Annotated in this window: 14 protein-coding genes; 9 read left to right on the top strand and 5 right to left on the bottom strand. The window is 63.4% G+C overall.

The window, feature by feature from the left end; translation table 11 throughout:
• Genes JF70_RS00290 through pknB form a run of 4 tightly spaced genes read left to right on the top strand, consistent with a single transcriptional unit; the run spans nt 1 to nt 6,150 of the window.
• Entirely contained in the window at nt 1–1,542 is a 1,542-nt protein-coding gene (locus JF70_RS00290) for an FtsW/RodA/SpoVE family cell cycle protein (RefSeq protein ID WP_045934840.1), read from the top strand.
• Complete coding sequence (locus JF70_RS00285; protein WP_045934839.1) at nt 1,539–3,002, top strand: peptidoglycan D,D-transpeptidase FtsI family protein; 1,464 nt, start codon at nt 1,539–1,541, stop codon at nt 3,000–3,002. The genes JF70_RS00290 and JF70_RS00285 overlap by 4 nt, the downstream gene beginning before the upstream one ends.
• Complete coding sequence (locus JF70_RS00280) at nt 2,999–3,991, top strand: serine/threonine-protein kinase (protein WP_045934838.1); 993 nt, start codon at nt 2,999–3,001, stop codon at nt 3,989–3,991. Before JF70_RS00285 ends, JF70_RS00280 begins: the two co-directional genes overlap by 4 nt.
• A complete protein-coding gene (gene pknB, locus JF70_RS00275; RefSeq protein WP_082069295.1) occupies nt 3,988–6,150 on the top strand; it encodes a Stk1 family PASTA domain-containing Ser/Thr kinase in 2,163 nt (720 codons plus the stop codon). The genes JF70_RS00280 and pknB overlap by 4 nt, the downstream gene beginning before the upstream one ends.
• A 469-nt stretch (nt 6,151–6,619) precedes the next feature.
• On the opposite strand, the gene JF70_RS00270 is transcribed toward pknB, so the two are convergent.
• Nucleotides 6,620–7,735, bottom strand: coding sequence for a class E sortase (locus JF70_RS00270; protein ID WP_045934837.1), 1,116 nt, complete (start codon nt 7,733–7,735; stop codon nt 6,620–6,622).
• Nucleotides 7,736–8,491 carry a DUF881 domain-containing protein gene (locus tag JF70_RS00265; RefSeq protein ID WP_045934836.1) on the bottom strand — a complete coding sequence of 252 codons (756 nt, stop codon included), beginning with the start codon at nt 8,489–8,491 and terminating at the stop codon, nt 7,736–7,738.
• A gap of 90 nt (nt 8,492–8,581) precedes the next feature.
• Between JF70_RS00265 and crgA the strand changes: the two genes are divergently transcribed.
• On the top strand, nt 8,582–9,001 hold the full coding sequence (gene crgA / locus JF70_RS00260) for a cell division protein CrgA (RefSeq protein ID WP_045934835.1): 420 nt from the start codon (nt 8,582–8,584) through the stop codon (nt 8,999–9,001).
• Between the two features lie 374 nt (nt 9,002–9,375).
• On the opposite strand, the gene JF70_RS00255 is transcribed toward crgA, so the two are convergent.
• On the bottom strand, nt 9,376–10,137 hold the full coding sequence (locus JF70_RS00255) for a rhomboid family intramembrane serine protease (protein ID WP_082069294.1): 762 nt from the start codon (nt 10,135–10,137) through the stop codon (nt 9,376–9,378).
• 153 nt (nt 10,138–10,290) lie between these two features.
• Between JF70_RS00255 and JF70_RS00250 the strand changes: the two genes are divergently transcribed.
• A complete protein-coding gene (locus JF70_RS00250; RefSeq protein ID WP_045934834.1) occupies nt 10,291–10,521 on the top strand; it encodes a hypothetical protein in 231 nt (76 codons plus the stop codon).
• A gap of 133 nt (nt 10,522–10,654) precedes the next feature.
• On the top strand, nt 10,655–11,074 hold the full coding sequence (locus JF70_RS00245) for a sterol carrier family protein (RefSeq protein ID WP_045934833.1): 420 nt from the start codon (nt 10,655–10,657) through the stop codon (nt 11,072–11,074).
• Between the two features lie 6 nt (nt 11,075–11,080).
• On the opposite strand, the gene JF70_RS00240 is transcribed toward JF70_RS00245, so the two are convergent.
• On the bottom strand, nt 11,081–11,464 hold the full coding sequence (locus JF70_RS00240; RefSeq protein WP_045934832.1) for a DUF3073 domain-containing protein: 384 nt from the start codon (nt 11,462–11,464) through the stop codon (nt 11,081–11,083).
• Between the two features lie 153 nt (nt 11,465–11,617).
• On the opposite strand from JF70_RS00240, the gene trpS reads away from it, so the two are divergent.
• Nucleotides 11,618–12,703 (top strand): tryptophan--tRNA ligase, encoded by a 1,086-nt coding sequence (gene trpS / locus JF70_RS00235; RefSeq protein ID WP_045934831.1) that lies wholly within the window; start codon nt 11,618–11,620, stop codon nt 12,701–12,703.
• Here trpS and JF70_RS00230 read toward each other — a convergent pair.
• Nucleotides 12,700–14,466, bottom strand: coding sequence for a threonine/serine exporter family protein (locus JF70_RS00230; protein ID WP_231578761.1), 1,767 nt, complete (start codon nt 14,464–14,466; stop codon nt 12,700–12,702). The two genes, trpS and JF70_RS00230, sit on opposite strands and share 4 nt — an antisense overlap.
• A 306-nt stretch (nt 14,467–14,772) precedes the next feature.
• Here JF70_RS00230 and JF70_RS00225 point away from each other — a divergent pair, with 306 nt between their 5' ends.
• Nucleotides 14,773–17,532 (top strand): phosphoenolpyruvate carboxylase, encoded by a 2,760-nt coding sequence (locus tag JF70_RS00225; protein ID WP_045934829.1) that lies wholly within the window; start codon nt 14,773–14,775, stop codon nt 17,530–17,532.
• The last annotated feature ends 13 nt before the right edge of the window (nt 17,533–17,545 follow it).

The raw sequence follows: 17,545 nt of genomic DNA, 5'->3' as shown, positions 1-17,545 counted from the left end.
ATGATCATCACCCGTCTGCGCCGCATAGGCCTTCTGCTCTTCTCCCTGCTGGTGGGATTCATCGGCTTCTTCCAGATGTTCGCCCGTGCGGCGGGCCGCTTCCCCGGGGATTACGCCGCCCTGCTGGTAGTCACCGCCGCCCTCTTCATCGCCCTCTGGGTCCTGTTGGAGATTTTCCAGCCCTATGGCAGCCAGGCCATCCTGCCCAGCATCGTCATCCTGAGTTCCCTGGGCATCACCCTGATCACCCGCATAGATCTGCGCAACGCCCGGATCGGCCAGCCCACGCGGGTGGGCTTCACCCAGCTGATCTGGCTGTGTCTGGCCCTGGTCCTGTGCGGGCTGCTGGTGGTGCTGCTCCGGGACTACAGGCTGCTGCGTCGCTTCTCCTATGTGAGCATGGTGGTGGGTCTGGTCCTGCTCCTGTCGCCCATGCTGCCCGGCATCGGCCGCGAAATCGGCGGCGCCCGCATCTGGATAGGCGTGGGGTCGCACACCCTGCAGCCCGGCGAATTCGCCAAGCTCTTCCTGGCCTTCTTCTTCGCCGCCTATCTGTTCGACCACCGGGACCAGCTGGCCGTGGGCGGCAAGAAGTTCCTGGGCATGCGGATGCCCCGGATCAAGGACTTTGGCCCCATTATCATCGTCTGGCTTATTTCGCTGGCCGTCCTGGTCATCCAGCACGATCTGGGCACCTCGCTGATGTACTTCGCCATGTTCGTCTCCATGCTCTATGTGGCCACCGGCCGCACCAGCTGGATAGCCATAGGTTCGGTCTTCTTCGTCATCGGAGCCGTGGCCGCATCCATGATCTTCGCCCATGTGGGCGCCCGTGTGGACGCCTGGCTACACCCCTTCAGCGACGCTGAGTTCGGCAAGGCCTTCGGCGGGTCCGGCCAGCTGGTGCGCGGCATCTTCGGCCTGGCCGCCGGCGGGCTGACAGGCACCGGCCTGGGCCAGGGACGCCCCTGGATCACCCCCCTGGCCAACTCCGACTTCATCTACACGTCGGTGGGTGAGGAGCTGGGGCTGAGCGGTCTGCTGGTGGTTCTGGCCCTCTACCTGGTCATCGTGGCCTCGGGCATGATCACGGCCATGAAGATCAAGGACGGTTTCGGCAAGCTCCTGGCCTCCGGTCTGGTCTTCACCATGGCCTTCCAGGTCTTCACCGTGGTGGGCGGCATCACCCTGGTCATCCCCCTGACCGGCCTGACCATGCCCTACATGGCGGCGGGCGGCTCCAGCCTGGTGGCCAACTGCATCCTGGCCGTCCTGCTCATCATCATCTCCAACGCGGCCAACAAGCCAGCACCGGAGGTCAGCTCGGACACCTTCAAGTACGAGGCCCTGGCCGTGCTGCGTCAGCAGGAGACCAGCAAGCGCAGCGGACAGGACGATTCGGACTCCGGCTCAGGCTCTGACGACCAAGAATCCCACGGTCGTCATGCCGGGCCGACCGAGCCGACCGACCAGGATGAGGAGACCGACCTGCCAGCAACCGGCCGCATCCCCGCCCGCCAGGTACGAGGAGGTGGACAGTGAACAAGGCCCTGCGTCAACTCTTCAATGCCGTCATCGTCCTCTTCGTCATCCTGGGGCTTTCCAGCTCCATCATCATGGTGATCCGGGCGGGCAGCCTTAACTCGGACCCCCGCAATCTGCGTGCCCTCTACCACGAGTACGCGGCACCCAGAGGGGCCATCCTGACCTCGGACGGCGCCGTCATGGCCCAGTCCGACCCCATCAACGACTCCTTCCAGTACCAGCGGCACTACCACAAGGGTGCCATCTACTCGCCCATCACCGGCTACTACTCCATCACCAGCCCGGCGGACCGGGGAATCGAGGCCTCGCGCGACCGCCTGCTGAGCGGCCAATCGGACAGCCTGTGGATGGACCGGCTCAAGTCCCTCTTCACCGGCACCCAGAACAAGGGCGCCTCCATCGAGACCTCCATCAATCCCAAGATGCAGGAGGCCGCCTACGCCATGCTGGGCAACTTGTCCGGTTCGGTGGTGGCCATCGAGCCCTCTACAGGCCGCATCCTGACCATGGTCAGCACGCCGAGCTACAACCCCGAAGACCTGACCGCCCACGACAGCGGCGACGCCTCCCAGGCCTACCAGAAGCTGGCCTCCCGTTCCGACAACCCCATGCTCAACCGGGCCACCTCGCAGCTGTATCCGCCCGGGTCCACCTTCAAGGTGGTTGTGGCCGCCGCCGCCCTGGAGTCCGGCCAGTATCACCCCGACAGCCAACTGCCGGCCGGGGCCTCATACACCCTGCCCGGCACCAACTACAATCTGACCAACTCCACTTCAGCTGCCAACGGGTCCAACGGCAAGATCAGCCTGGAGAACGCCCTGGCCTACTCATCCAACACGGCCTTCTCCCAGCTGGGGGTCGCCCTGGGCGACAAGACGCTGGCAGCACAGGCCCGCAAGTTCGGCTACGGCTCCACTATCACCCTGGACGGGACCAACTCCACAGGACGGCCCATGAAGGCCGTGGCCTCCAAGTTCCCCGAGGACCAGTCCCAGGACCGGCTGGCCCTGGCCTCCATCGGCCAGGGGGACACCCTGTCCACACCGCTACAGGCTGCCATGACGGCCGCTGCCGTGGCCAACGGCGGCAAGCTCATGCAGCCGACCCTGGTGGACCGGGTACGCTCCAGCGACCTGAGCGTCATCAGCGAGACAACGCCCTCGGTCTACTCGCAGGCCTTCTCATCGGACACCGCCAAGGCCCTGACCACCATGATGGAGGCAGTGACCACCAAGAGCTATCCGAATCTGGCCATCCCCGGCATGCAGGTGGCCGCCAAGTCCGGCACGGCTCAGATCGGTGCGGGCAATACGGCAAATGACGGGTGGATGATAGGATTCGCTCCGGCCGACAAACCCAAGGTAGCCGTAGCCGTTGTGGTGCATGGAATCTCCTCCTACGGCATAGATGCCGCCGGGCCGATCATGAAACGCGTCATGCAGGAGGCTGCCAAGTGAAACTGATACAAGGACAGCTCATCCATCGACGGTACCGTCTGGACCGCCGCCTGGCCCAGGGGGGCATGGGCGAAGTCTGGAAGGGCTACGACATAGAACTGGGCCGCGTGGTGGCCATCAAGGCCCTGCGCGAGGATCTGACCAACGAGGAGTCCAAGCTGCTGCGGCTGCGGGCCGAGGCGCACAATTCCGCCAACCTGGCCCACCCCAACATCGCCGCCCTCTTCGAGTACTACGAGCACGACGGCATCGGCTTCCTGATCATGGAGTACGTCCCCAGCCAATCCCTGGCAGACATCTACCGGGACCGGGGCGCCCTGGACCCCATCGAGCTGCTGCCCATCCTGATACAGACGGCCCGGGGGCTCTACGTGGCACACTCGCACGGGGTCATCCACCGGGACGTCAAGCCGGCCAACATCATGGTCTCCGACACCGGTGAGGTCAAGATCACGGATTTCGGCGTCTCATACTCCACCAACCAGGGGCAGATCACCCAGGACGGCATGGTGGTGGGCACGGCCCAGTACATCTCGCCCGAACAGGCCCAGGGTCTCCAGGCCACGCCCCAGTCAGACATTTATTCCCTGGGCGTGGTGGCCTACGAGGGGCTCTGTGGGCACCGACCCTTCACCGGCGCCACCCCGGTGGACATCGCCGCAGCACACGTCAACGACCCTGTGCCGCCACTGCCCGACTCGGTGGACAACCAACTCATGAACTTCGTCATGTCCATGCTGGCCAAGGACCCGCGAGACCGCCCGGCAAATGCCCTGGTGGTATCGCACACGCTGGCCAGGATCGAGCAGCGGCTGCTGGACCAGCAGCTGGGCGAGACGGAGGTCATCGACCCGCGCGCACCCATGCCTCGACGCATAGTGAGCAGGCCACACGCGGCAAAAGACATCTTCAGGCCCTTCTGGGGGCACTATGGAGAAGGAAGCGCACAGCGCGGCCTTGAAGCGACGAACGGAGGGGATACCCTATGAGCATCACACTGCCGCCGTCCCTAGCGGACGGACGCTACCGTCTGGGACAGCTGATCGGACGCGGTGGCATGGCCGAGGTCCACAAGGCTGTGGACACGCGTCTGGGAAGGACGGTCGCGGTCAAGATCATGCGGTCCGATCTGGCCAACGACGAGGTCTTCCTGTCGCGGTTCCGGCGGGAGGCCCACTCGGTCGCGCTGCTCAACAATCCCAACATCGTCTCCATCTACGACTCGGGCGAGGAGATACTGACCGACGACCAGGGCAACCATGAACGGGTGCCCTACCTGGTCATGGAGTACGTCAAGGGCCAGACCCTGCGGTCCATCCTCAAGGAGAACGGGGCCCTGAGCCAACGCGACAGCGAGCAGGTCATGCTGGGCATGCTGAGCGCCTTGGACTACTCCCACCACATGGGCGTCATCCACCGGGACATCAAGCCCGGCAACATCATGATCTCGGAACAGGGCATCGTCAAGGTCATGGACTTCGGCATTGCCCGGGCCATGGACGATTCGGCCGCCACGATGACCCAGTCCCAGGGCGTGGTGGGCACCGCCCAGTACCTGAGCCCTGAGCAGGCCCGCGGCGAGAGCGTGGACATGCGCTCCGACCTCTACTCGGCCGGCTGCGTCCTCTACGAAATGCTGACCGGACGGCCGCCCTTCAACGGGGATTCGGCCGTGGCCATCGCCTACCAGCACGTCACCGAGGTGGCAACCCCGCCCAGCACCATCGTGCCCGGCCTGCCGAAGATGTGGGATTCCATCTGCGCCAAGGCCATGGCCAAGGACCGCCAGAACAGGTACGCCACGGCGGCTGCCTTCAAGAGCGACATCCTGGCCTTCATGAACGGCGGAACCCCGGTGGCCGCCGCCTTCAATCCCCTGACCGACCTGGCCAACGTCAAGGCCCGCAAGGATGCCGAGCAGGGGACCGAAACGGCCACCATGCCGCTGACCGAAGAGGAGACGGCCGCCACCCAGGCCTTCAACCCTGTTCAGGATCCGCTCAATCCGGCCGCAGCCACCGATGTCGCCACAGCTGAGCGCACGGCCACCAAGGCGGCCCAGAAGAAGTCCAAACGGCGCAAGAAAATCATCATCGGCGCCATCGTGGCGGCTTTGGTCCTACTGCTCGTCGGACTGGGCGCGTGGAATGTCCTAGGCCGAAACCGTCATCCGATGGCCGAGGTGCCTACCATCAACGCGCAGATGTCGCGGATTCTGGCCCGTGAGAAGATCACCGCCGCAGGCTTCCACTACCAGGAGAAGGAAGACAACGACTCGGCCGAGCCCAAGGGGACCTTCACCAAGCAGAGCCCCAAGGGCGGAAGCATGGCTCCCAAGGGCTCCACAGTGACCGTCTGGTTCTCCTCCGGGCCCAAGGACACGGCCATCCCCGACGTCAAGGGCATGACCCAGCAGGAGGCCCGCAGCGCCCTGGAGAAGGCCGGATTCAAGGTCTCCCCCGCTGCTTCCGTGGAAGACAGCCAGGACGTGCCCAAGGACCATGTGACCCGCACGGACCCCGCTGCAGGCCAGAGCGTGGCCAAGGGAACCAGCATCCTGATCTACATCTCCTCGGGCATGACCAAGGTGCCCGATTTGTCTGGCAAGACCAAGGACGACGCAACCAAGACCCTACAGAGCCTGCACTTCAACATCACCATCCGCGAGCAGGCCTCCAACACTGTGGCCAAGGACATGGTGATCAGCACAGATCCTGCTGCCGGGTCCTCCATCCAGCAGGGAGCCATGATCACGGTCACCGTCAGCAATGGCATGCAACTGGGCAACTACGTCGGCATGACCCTGGGAGAGGCCAAACGCAACCTGGGCCAGGGGGTCAACATCACGGTCAACGGCCCCAACAACGACAACGCCGTGGTCACCGGCCAGGACCCGACCTCAGGTTCCTCCTTCGACAAGTCCAAGGACACCATCACCCTGACCACGGCCATCAGCATCCCGCCCTTCTCCCAGGGCGAGACCCTGGGCAGCTACCGGCAGAAGCTGACCAACAGCGGCGTCAGCGCCGACAGGATCACTTCCGTCGGCAAGGACACGGACAAGGTGACCGCAGTCAGCCCCGGAGCCGGCAGCAGGGTGGACGACAGCACCCCCATCACGGTGACCACCGTCAGTTCCACCAACTGACCCTATGGCCCGGCCGCAGTCTTGCCGCCGGGCCATATCGTTAGTCATGCCGGGCAAAGCAATACGGTCTGAGACAGGGTGATGGCTATCAGGCCATACCGTTAGGCTACGAACCGCGACTTTGCGTCCGCAAATCCCGGTCATGCCCTCGGCCAAGAAGCCAAAGCTCCAAATCGTAACCCCTAACCGCCGGGGTCCACGACCGGTCCATAACGGCTATCGCACAACAGCCAGGCTGGATCCTGCCAAGTCGCGTCGCCACGTCGCGACGAACCCGCCTCGACCGCCAGGCCGGCGTCACATGGACTGTGGCTACAGGACATGGCCACCGGACCATGGCCACCGGAGTGTCTTAGATAAACCTTGGGCAGTTACTTCTGGCAGTAGGCAATGTATGGCATCAATAAGCGGCGGGGCCGCAGAATCCAATGTGACCCCACGGCCCCGCCGCTCTTCTATGCCGCCTCGGTCAGAAGGTGGAGTAGTTGGACATCTGTCTGAGCATGGGCACGTTGCTGGCCAGCCACGGGAAGCCCCATTCCATCAGGGCGCAGGCCAGAGCCAGCAGGAGCAGAATCAGCAGAAGCCATCGAATCGGGGCTATGCCGGACTGGTGCCGCAGCAGCCAGCCATAGAGGCTGATCATGGGCTGAGGCTTCTCACCCTTGCGAATCTGCCGCAACAAGGGATAACGCCAGGCAGCCAAGGCCGCCAGGTAGATGATCAGATAGGCTGCTACCAAAACCAGGAAGACCGGCTGCAGAGAACCCAGCCTTGCCATGACCGAGCCCTTGTCGTCGGCAAAGGCCACATCGCTGCCGCGGTCGCCCAGGAGTTCCTTGGGCACTCCGTCGGACACCTTGGCCCAGTAGTCGAATTCGCCCCAGCTGATCCAGCGGTGGGTGGCCGTGGTGTACTTGGGCTCGCAGGTGGTCAGCGTGATCATGCGCCGATCGGGAGCCTGGTTGGGCGAATAAGGGTTGGGGGCGATGACGCTGACCTCATTGGCTGCGACGATCTTATAGCGGGTGTAGTGGTAGACGTACCAGTAATCCTTGGTGCGCAGGACGATGGCATCGCCCACCCGCAGCTCGTCCACATGGCCCAGCGGCTCACCATAACCGGCGCGGTGTCCGGCAATGGCCACGTTGCCCATCTGGCCCGGCATCTGCGTATTGGGGTAATGTCCCAGCCCTGCGTAGGCCAGCTCGCGGGGCGACGTGCCCTGAACCACGTTGCGCTCCCAATGCTGTCCAAAACGAGGAATGTAGGCCTGGGCCATCAGTTCACCCTCGGAGGCCTGCTTGGGCTGCACCGGTGGATCCCCCTTCTGAGGCTTGGCCACCTTGCGGGTGTCGCCCGATCCCGGGTTGCTCCAGGAGGTCGAGGCTCGGGCCTCCAACTGCTGATGCTCGGACTGCACGCCGGTCCACCAGAGCTGCCAGACCACATAGAGTGCGCAGACAACGGCCAGCGTGATCAGCAGCTCCCCCACGATTTCTGCAATGCCCACCAGCCAGGTTCGCCGCTTATCCGCCGGTTTATCGACCGGCGTCCTGTCGTTCTCCGAGTCCTCTGTCGTCATTTACCGTGCCTTCTCATCTAGCGATGCATACTGGAGTGGCTGCAGGACAGCCGTCGTCTCAGGGAATCTCAGATTGTCCGAAGATTCGACATTCCAACCCAGACCTACCGTATTCACGTACTCCTTGTAAATCCGGATGGATGGCGAAGCATTCAGGGACTTGGTCATCCGGTCGACTGGTCCTATGGCTGAAATCTTATATGGCGGCGAGTACTTTCGGCCGTGCAGCAGCAACACATTACCCACGCATCGCACAGCCGTGGTGGGCAGAACCCGCTGATCCTGGATCCGCATGGACTCGGCTCCTCCGGCCCAGAGCGCGTTGACCACGCTCTCCACATCCTGCTGGTGGATGACATAATCGTTGATGTTGGCCGTCGACCCGTCGGAGCCCACCTTCTGCTGCCAGAGCGGGGAATCATTGAGGGTCACCGTCAGCCCCGGCCCTTGGACGGCCTTGAGCACCGTGCCCGAACCGGGGTCCTCGCGAGCCTGATCCGAGCTGCCCTTGTCGTCGTCGGTCAGGGTCTTCAGCGCATTGATCTGCGAGCTCATGTCATTGATGTCCTTGCGCAGCTCGGCAGCCTTGTTCTCGCGCTCCTCCACCAGCCCGGCCGTGTCCGAGGTGACCGTGACCGTCCTGTTGACGCGGATGTTGGTGGTCAGCATGAACCCGACCAGTGCCAGCACCACAGCCACGGACACTGTGCCGACCAGGGACCTGCGCGCACCGTGCCGTCCCGTCCGTCTGGTCATAGGCATACCCTCATCCTCGTCTGCGATAGTATTACGTTCGAGTCTAACCGCTACTATGGCTTAGTAGATCTACTGAAGGAGAATAACCTCATGGCAGAGCATCAACTCCATGATGACGAGGACCAGGCGGTGGACAAGGCCAAGACCGCCGACACTGGCGAGGATGCCGAGGACGAGGAGTACGGCCTGTCCATGGATAAAGTAGAGGCCGTGCTCAACCAGAGCGTTGACAAAAGGAACATGACACCGCAGATGCGCCGCATCGTGCAGCGTCAGGAAGAGAACTCCCGCCGCGTGGAGGATACCATCAAGAACACCAAGGCCAATCCGCGCTGGTTTGTACCCCTCTTCGTCACGCTGATGCTGGTGGGCCTGATCTGGATCGTGGTTTACTACATCTCCTCCACCATGGGTAAGGTCTTCCCCATCCCCGGCATCGGCAACTGGAACCTTGCCGTCGGCTTCGGCATTCTGCTGATCGGCTTCCTCATGACCATGTGGTGGCACTGATCCAGCTGTATTGTTCTTCGGGGACCCCGCAACCGTCCAGGCACGGCTGTGGGGTTCTTTGCATACCCATCCACCGTTTCCATCCTCAAGCCAAAGTTATCCACAATCGCCCGGATTCCTCGTGGATAGTCTATGACACTCGTCCACAACCCTACTGCTGATTGGGTTCTGCATTCACTTATCCACTTTTTACAGATATATATGCACCAGTTCTGAATACTTATTCCCAGGTTATCCACAAGATTGTCAACAAATGTGGATAGATGACATCCATGTCATTTATCAATAACCGGACCCAACACGGGGACGAAATCTGAAGGCCAGGCTGCAGGAAAGGAAATAATTGACAGCCAAGAGCAAACCGATACTGATTTTCAGCGCATGGGGTTGACCATGTTACAGCCCAGAGCCAGCAGAACCAGGGCCACCAGGAAGATCAGCGTGGGCAGCAGCCAAGAGAGCAGGCCATGCACCCGCGAGCCAGGGCGGCCCATGTGCAGCAGTGCCAGCATAAAGAGGCCGCCGACCATGAATCCGCCCACATGGTCCTGCCAGGCAATGCCGGGCACAAACAGGGGCATGCAGAAGTTGATGCCCATCCAGACCACCATGGAAACGATGTCAATCCCCAGACGGCGGTAGACCACCAGGATGGCAGCAAAGAGCCCGAAGAGCGCGCCCGAGGCCCCGATGGCCGACGTGCCCCAGCCATTGGGTGCCAGGACCGCATAGACCATCAGCCCCAGGTCTCCGCCCAGCCCGCTGATCATATAGAGGGCCAGGAAACGCCCATGACCTATCAGATTTTCCAGCACCGGCCCCACAACCCAGAGGGTGATCATGTTGAAGAGGATGTGCGAGACATTGGTGGCGTGTAGGAATATGTTGGTCACAAACATCCAGGGCTCATGAATGGCCGTAATCGGCACGAAGGCCCAATAACCCAACAAAAGCCGCTGGTAGCGAAGCGGGGCCAGCAGGTACAGGGCCATCTGGATGACCCAGGCCACTATGCAGATCAGGGTGATGGCTATGGTCACCACCGGAGCATGGTCACCCCAGTACCGCCGGATCCATCCCCGCGGCCCCCGACCGTTTCCTCCGCCTGTGAAACTGGTGCCCATGCCATTGACCATGAACCATACCTTACCTGACCATCCGGCCGGGGTGTGCGGTTTCCGTGCCGCAATTGCACCGATGCGTCCCACAGTTCGCCGCTTTCTACTAGGATGATGACTAGGTCGGTCGAAGTGGGCAGGACCGACGAAAGTCGTCGAAAGGAGCCAAACATGGAGAATTCATCTTCAAACGGCTGGAAGTTCTTTGCACTGCTCTTCGGCACGCTGCTGGCCGGCGTTGTCGCTCTGTTCGTATACAAGCAGCAGAACCCGGATTACGATCCCTGGGAGGAGCCTTGGGAGAACAGCTCATCGCCAGTCGACCTGGGCCTGGCCAAGGACGAGGAGGACAAGGGATCCGAGGAGCCCGAGACCCCTCTGCAAGCGGGCGCACAGGCCTGACCGTTCCGGTCGGGAAGGAATCCGACCCAGCGTCAAGGACGTGAGGGCAACGGATTCCTTTTTTCATGCCTGATTTAGGCTTGACAACGGTCTGCTGGACACGCCTGTTGGGGCGGCGCGTCACAATGGAGCCATGAGTGCCATACGGGAAGCAGACATTGAAGAAGGCCGCCGGGATTTTCTGGCCTGGCGCGATGCGGCCAAGGAGGCCGCGAATAATCTGGGCCCAGGGGGCGACCGCCTGTCAGTAGCCCCGCAGACAGATAGACGCAGCAAGGCCATGGCTGTCCGCTATTCCCTGCACATGCTGGAGATCAAGGCCCCCGGCCCCGGCGTAGAGGTCAGGGTGGCCCCTTGGGGAGCAGTCAAGATTCTGGATGGGCCGGCATCAGATCCACATAACCTGACCCCGCCCGACGTCATCGAGCTGGACCCGGATGTCTGGCTGCGTCTGGCCGCCGGCATCACCAGCTGGAATGAGGAAACCGCCGCCGGGCATATCAGCGCCGTAGGCGAGCGAGACGATCTGCACGAGCTGCTGCCCCTGGTATGAGGCCGGTTACTTGCTCGACGATCCCTTGGCTGCGGTCTTCTTATCCTTGTGGTGTTTGAGCGCGCTGGGCACGGGGATGGGTATGCGCTTGTGCGGCTTGGGCGTGGCCGGCATCTCCCCGGAGGTGGCCTTTGCAGCAGCCTCGGCGGCCCACCGGGCGTAATCGTCCAGATCATCGTCCGGGGAATCCTCGGGGTCCTGGCCCCCCGATTTGCGAGAATCCGGTTTGGAGTATTCCTCTTCAACCATTTTGAAGGGATCTTTGCCCCTGGTTCCGGGTTCCTTGCTGCTGAGCTCTTTGGCCAGCTCGTCGTAATCCGTGTCCGTTGTCAGATATTTGAGCTTCCGGGCTATTTTCGTCTGCTTAGCCTTCTGACGTCCGCGGCCCATCCGACCCCCTTCGCCAGGTAACGTGCACTTAGGCAACTTGAATGTGAATTTGCATCATTTATGAGAGTACCACCTGAGCAACTTGTCGGCTCGGACTTTTACCATAAAAGCAATTCCCAGAACGACATTCGGCACAACGGCAAGGGTGGGACCATGCAGGAAGAAGTCACAGCGGCAGGCAACGAGATCAGCGACAGTTTCAGAGCCGCCAAGCATCGGTCCGACCAGGTGCTGGCCGAGCTGGACAAGAATCCGAGCCGCTACACCATGCTGACCGGCGACCGCCCGACCGGCAGGCTCCACCTGGGCCATTACTTCGGGTCCATCCGCGAGCGCGTCCAGATGCAGAATCGCGGCGTGCACACCAACATCGTCATCGCCGACTACCAGGTCATCACCGACCGGGACACCACCGAGCACATCCGCGACAACGTGCTCAACCTGGTGCTGGACTATCTGGCTGCGGGCATCGACCCCAGGAAGACCATGATCTTCACCCACTCGTCCACCCCGGCAGAGAACCAGCTGCTGCTGCCCTTCCTCTCCCTGGTGACCGAGGCCGAGCTTCACCGCAACCCCACCGTCAAGGCCGAGATGGAGGCCAGCGGCCACGCCCTGACCGGCCTGCTGCTGACCTACCCGGTCCACCAGGCCTGCGACATACTCTTCTGCAAGGCCAACGTCGTGCCCATCGGCAAGGACAACCTGCCGCACGTGGAGCTGACCCGGACCATCGCCCGCCGCTTCGACGAGCGTTACCCAGGCCAGGCCCCGGTCTTCCCCGAGCCTGATGCCATCCTGTCCGACACCCCTGAGATTCCGGGTCTGGACGGACGCAAGATGAGCAAGTCCTACGGCAACTCCATCATGCTGGGAGCCACCGCCGAGGAGACGGCCAAGCTGATCCGCAAGTCGCCCACCGACTCCGAGCGCAGGATCACCTTCGACCCTGTCAACCGCCCCCAGGTCTCCGCCCTGCTGACCACAGCCGGCCTGGTGACCGACCGGAAGCCCGAGGATATCGCCGAGGAGATCGGCGATGCCGGTTCGGGCGCCCTCAAGGCCTACGTGACCAAGTCGGTCAACGAATTCCTGGAACCCCACCGCGAGCGTCGTGCCGAGCTGGCCAAGGACATGGACACCGTGCGCGACATCCTGGTCGAGGGCAACAAGCGCGCCAACCAGATAGCCGAGGAGACCCTTGATCAGGTCCGCTCGGCCATGGGCATGCGCTACTAGACGTCGTACCGCCAGGAGCGGTCGGTCAACACCCGGGCCGTGACCAGGCCGATGGGCAGGCAGATGATGACCATGAAGGCCCGGAAGGCCCAGTCCAGGGCGTTGAGCGTATTGAACTGCCCCAGGTAGAACATGGCCCGGTACATATACAGGCCGGGCACCATGATGACGATCGAGGGCACGGTCAGGCTGATTCTTGGGTAGCCCAGGTGGGGCGGCAGCAGGCCGTGACGGACCGAGGAGCGCCAGACCGTGGCCAGCATGCCGGCCAGGAAGGCACCCAGGAAGGCGGCCATCTCCGGAGGGACATGGAGCAGGTCCTGCATCTCCAGCCGCATGGTGTCGGTCAGAGCGCCGATGACGGCGGCCACCAGGGCCATGCGCTGGGGCGAGTTGAAAAGGACCGAGAAGCCCCAGACCCCGCAGAATGCTGCAATCATGCGCAGTCCGGCCATCAGCCAGGGGCTCAGGTTCATTGGTTCAAAACCCTGCGGGTTGAGCATGACCATCCGCGCCACGGCCCATCCGCCCAGTGTGGCCACCAGGATGATCGAGAAGGCGTAGGTGATGCGCTGCACCCCGGATGGGAAGTCCAGCTTGGCGATGTCCAGGCCGCCGGTGACCAGGGGGAAGCCGGGAATGACGAAGAGGATGGCCCCGATGTAAGCCGTGTCGTGCTTGAGGGCCACCGGATCGAAGATGCCCACCAGCCTCAGCGTGCCGACACAAGCCAGGGCGGCGATGATGACCGCCACCCCGGTGGCGAAGAACTGGTTGATCCGCCTGCCCAGCATCTGACGGCGCACCCACTGGCCTATGCCAGCGCCGACGAAGGCCCCGGCCATGTCATAGGGGCCGCCGCCCAGCAGGAAGACGAAGGCTGCGCAGGCCACGGCCGAGGCGAAGCCTGAGAAGAGGGGCGAATAGAGGGGTTTGCGTCGCTCGATCAGGTCCAGGCGTTCGTGCGCCTGCCGGACTGTGATGCCACCCGTTGCCTGCGGCTCCGGGGACGAGGACTTGTCAGAGGAGGCAGGCCGCCTAGCCTCAGAGCCGCGCCCTTGGCTGGTTGCAGACGGTCCAGCGGCGGCAGAACCGGCGGCGCTCGAATCCGAATCCTTGGCCACGCCGTCGGCAGACGCGGAAGCAGAGACAGAAGCAGCCTTGGAATCTTTGGAATCGTCCGAGCGAGGCGTGGAGCCTACAGTGCCCAGACCGGCGGCCGTCCTGGTGTCCATGGCCGCCGCATCGATCCGGTTCTGGCTGATCTCGTCCTCGTTGTGTACGGCGGTGGCCACCGCATCCTTGAGCGCCTCGGCAGCATCCTGGTCCTGGGCCAGCACCTCCTTGACCGCCTTGCGGGCCGCCGCGTAGACATTCGGCTCGTCCAGGTTGTCCACCAGCTCCCGGGAGACCACCGTCACGGCGTGGTAGGTCCCCGCCTGCCCGCACTTGACGCTGAGCCAGTCCGCGAAGTGCTCCAGCAGCCAGATCCGCTCGGTGTTGACCCCGGTGGTGGGCAGGTCAACCACCTCGGTGATGCGGGACACGCCATCCGTGCAGGTAGCCTCGATGTCCGTCAGGTTCACGTCGGCCCGCACATGCACGCCCATGGGGTAGGCAATCCTGTGCATCATCTCGCGCACGCGGAAGCTTCCCGTGCCGGCCCCCAGCTCCAGCATGCCCACCCGCACAATCAGGCTGGTCTTGGCCGCTATGCAGGCCTCGACGATGGGCTTGTCGTAATCGCGTTCAATATCCTCCATGTCCAGCGGAATGGAGTGGGTGTGGTACTTGCTGACCCGTCTTACCTCGGCTGCGGTCCTGCCGCGATAGCCGTCATTGGAACTCCTGCTCTTGAATTTCACACCCACATTCATACTCCACCCGGGTCACGTGACCTTGCACCGGCGCACGGGACCATGAAACGTATTCGACCCGAAAGCGTCCTAGAATGGGCCGCGAGCCATCGAACCGAAGGCTGTGGGCCTGCAACGCCGACCACCAATAACCGCGGAGGAGCCGTGGAATGGTCGAAGACCGGGCAACCTGCGATTCGACAAGGAGGACTGATGACAGATAGTAATCAGCAAATCACGGCTGCCGATGCGACCCTGGTCACATCCGGCACCGGAACCAAGGGCCCGGAGGAACGCAAGCTGCCTCAATCGTTGGATGAGGACATGGCCTTGTGCCTGCGGCTGCTCAGGGATGTGTTGGGGGAATTCGATCAACAGCTGCTCAAGCGCTTCGACTCCCTGCGCGAGGACGTGATGACGGCCAGCGCCGAGCACTTCAACCGCCACCCCTCGGACCCCGTGCCCGACGAGGACGGCCTGTCCAAGGCCGTGGCCCTGATCGACGACACCTCAGTCAAGGATTCCCAGCTGCTGGCCCGCGCCCTGACCACCTACTTCCACCTGGCCAACCTCTGCGAGGAGAACTACCGGGTGAAGGTCCTGCATGAGCGCGAGGGCAAGGTGGACCTCAAAGTCAAGGGCACCGACCCCATCAACGAGATGACCAGCGCCTACAGCCAGCTCCTTCAGGAGATGGGCCCGGCCAAGGCCTCGGAGCTGCTGGAGAAGCTGGAGTTCCACCCCGTCTTCACCGCCCACCCCACCGAGGCGCGGCGCAAGGCCGTGGAGGGCAAGATCCGGCGCATCGCCAACCTGCTGGCTGTTCGCCGCGGTCTGGGCGGCTCCGAGCTGGAGGAGAACGAGCGTCTGCTGCACAACGAGATCGACGCCCTCTTCCGCACCTCGCCCATCGCAGCCAAGAAGCCGACGCCCGTCGAAGAGGCCAACACCATTCTGGACATCTTCGACGCCACGCTCTTCGAGACCATTCCCAAGGTCTACCGCCGCTTCGACGACTGGATGCTGGGCAAGAAGGCCGGCATGGTCAAGCCCGTCTGCCCCGCCTTCTTCCACCCGGGCAGCTGGATCGGCTCCGACCGCGACGGCAACCCCAATGTGACCGCCAAGGTTTCGCGCAAGGTGGCGCGCAAGTTCTCGGACCACATGCTCAAGGCCCTGGTCAAGGCCACCACCACCGTGGGCCGCAACATGACCATGGAGGTGACCACCACGCCCCCCAGCCCCGAGCTGAGGAGCCTGTGGAGCCACCAGAAGGAGATGAGCGAGCGCCTGACCGATCGGGCCACCACCATCTCGCACAACGAGCTGCACCGGGCCGTGGTCCTGGTCATCGCCGACCGTCTGCAGGCCACCATCCAGCGTGATGCCGACCTCATGTATGCCGACTGCGACGACTTCATCGCCGACCTGCGCGTGGTCCAGGACTCCCTGGCCAAGGCGGGCGCGGTCCGTCAGGCCTACGGCCCCCTGCAGGATCTGATCTGGCAGGCCCAGACCTTCGGCTTCCACATGGTGGAGATGGAGTTCCGCCAACACTCCCTGGTCCACGCCCGCGCCCTGGAGGACATCCGCGAGCACGGCCTGCACGGCGAGCGCGGCGAGCTGCAGCCCATGACCCACGAGGTGCTCGACACCTTCCGGGCCCTGGGAGCCATCCAGAAGCGCAACGGCCAGAAGGCCGCCCGCCGCTACATCATCTCCTTCACCAAGTCGGCGCAGAACGTCAAGGACGTCTACGAGCTCAACCGGCTGGCCTTCGAGCATGCCGAGGATGTGCCGGTCATCGACGTGATCCCCCTGTTCGAGCAGCTGGAGGACCTGCAGAACTCGGTGGACGTGCTGGAGGAGATCATCAAGATCCCCGAGGTCCAGGCCCGGCTCAAGGAGACCGGCAACAAGATGGAGGTCATGCTGGGCTACTCCGACTCCTCCAAGGACGCCGGCCCCGTCTCGGCGACCCTGGCCCTGCACACCGCCCAGGAGCGCATCGCCAAGTGGGCCGAGAGCCATGACATCGACCTGACCCTCTTCCACGGACGCGGCGGTGCCGTAGGCCGTGGAGGCGGCCCCGCCAACCGCGCCGTGCTGGCCCAGCCTGTGGGCTCGGTCAACTGCCGGTTCAAGCTGACCGAACAGGGCGAGGTCATCTTCGCCCGCTACGGCAACCCTGTCCTGGCCATCCGCCACATCGAGTCGGTGGCTGCGGCCACCCTGCTCCAGTCCGCGCCCAGCGTGGAGGAGCGCAACACCACCATGACCGAGAAGTACGCGGACATGGCCGATAAGCTGGACCAGGCCGCCCACGAGCGCTTCCTGGACCTGCTGCACACGCCGGACTTCGCCCCCTGGTTCTCCATCGTGACGCCCCTGAACGAGATCGGCCTGCTGCCCATCGGCTCCCGGCCGGCCAAGCGCGGCCTGGGCGCCAAGTCCCTGGACGATCTGCGGACCATACCCTGGGTCTTCTCCTGGGCGCAGGCCCGCATCAACCTGGCCGCCTGGTACGGCCTGGGCACCGCCTGCGAGAAGTTCGGCGACCTGGAGACCCTGCGTCAGGCCTACGAGGAATGGCCGCTCTTCAGCACCTTCATCGACAACATCGAGATGAGCCTGGCCAAGACCGACGAGCGCATCGCCAAAATGTACCTCTCCCTGGGCGACCGGGATGACCTGAGCCAGAAGGTCCTCTCGGAGATGGAGCTGACCCGCAAGTGGGTTCTGCAGATCGTGGGCGACGAGTGGCCCCTGCAGCACCGCCACGTGCTGGGCCAGGCCATCCGGATCCGCTCTCCATATGTGGACGCCCTGTCCGTGACCCAGGTGCGCGCCCTGCGGGCCCTGCGTCGTCGCAACGACAAGGAGGAGCTCAGCAAGAGCCAGCAGGCCGACTTCATCTACCTGATCCTCTGCACCGTTTCGGGAGTCGCCGCCGGCCTGCAGAACACCGGCTGATTCCCGCTTGATG

It is taken from the genome of Bifidobacterium mellis (assembly GCF_000967265.1).
Classification (GTDB): Bacteria; Actinomycetota; Actinomycetes; order Actinomycetales; family Bifidobacteriaceae; genus Bombiscardovia; species Bombiscardovia mellis.
The sequence above is the reverse complement of the archived record's forward strand: the minus strand, read 5'-3'. Positions and strand labels throughout refer to the sequence as shown.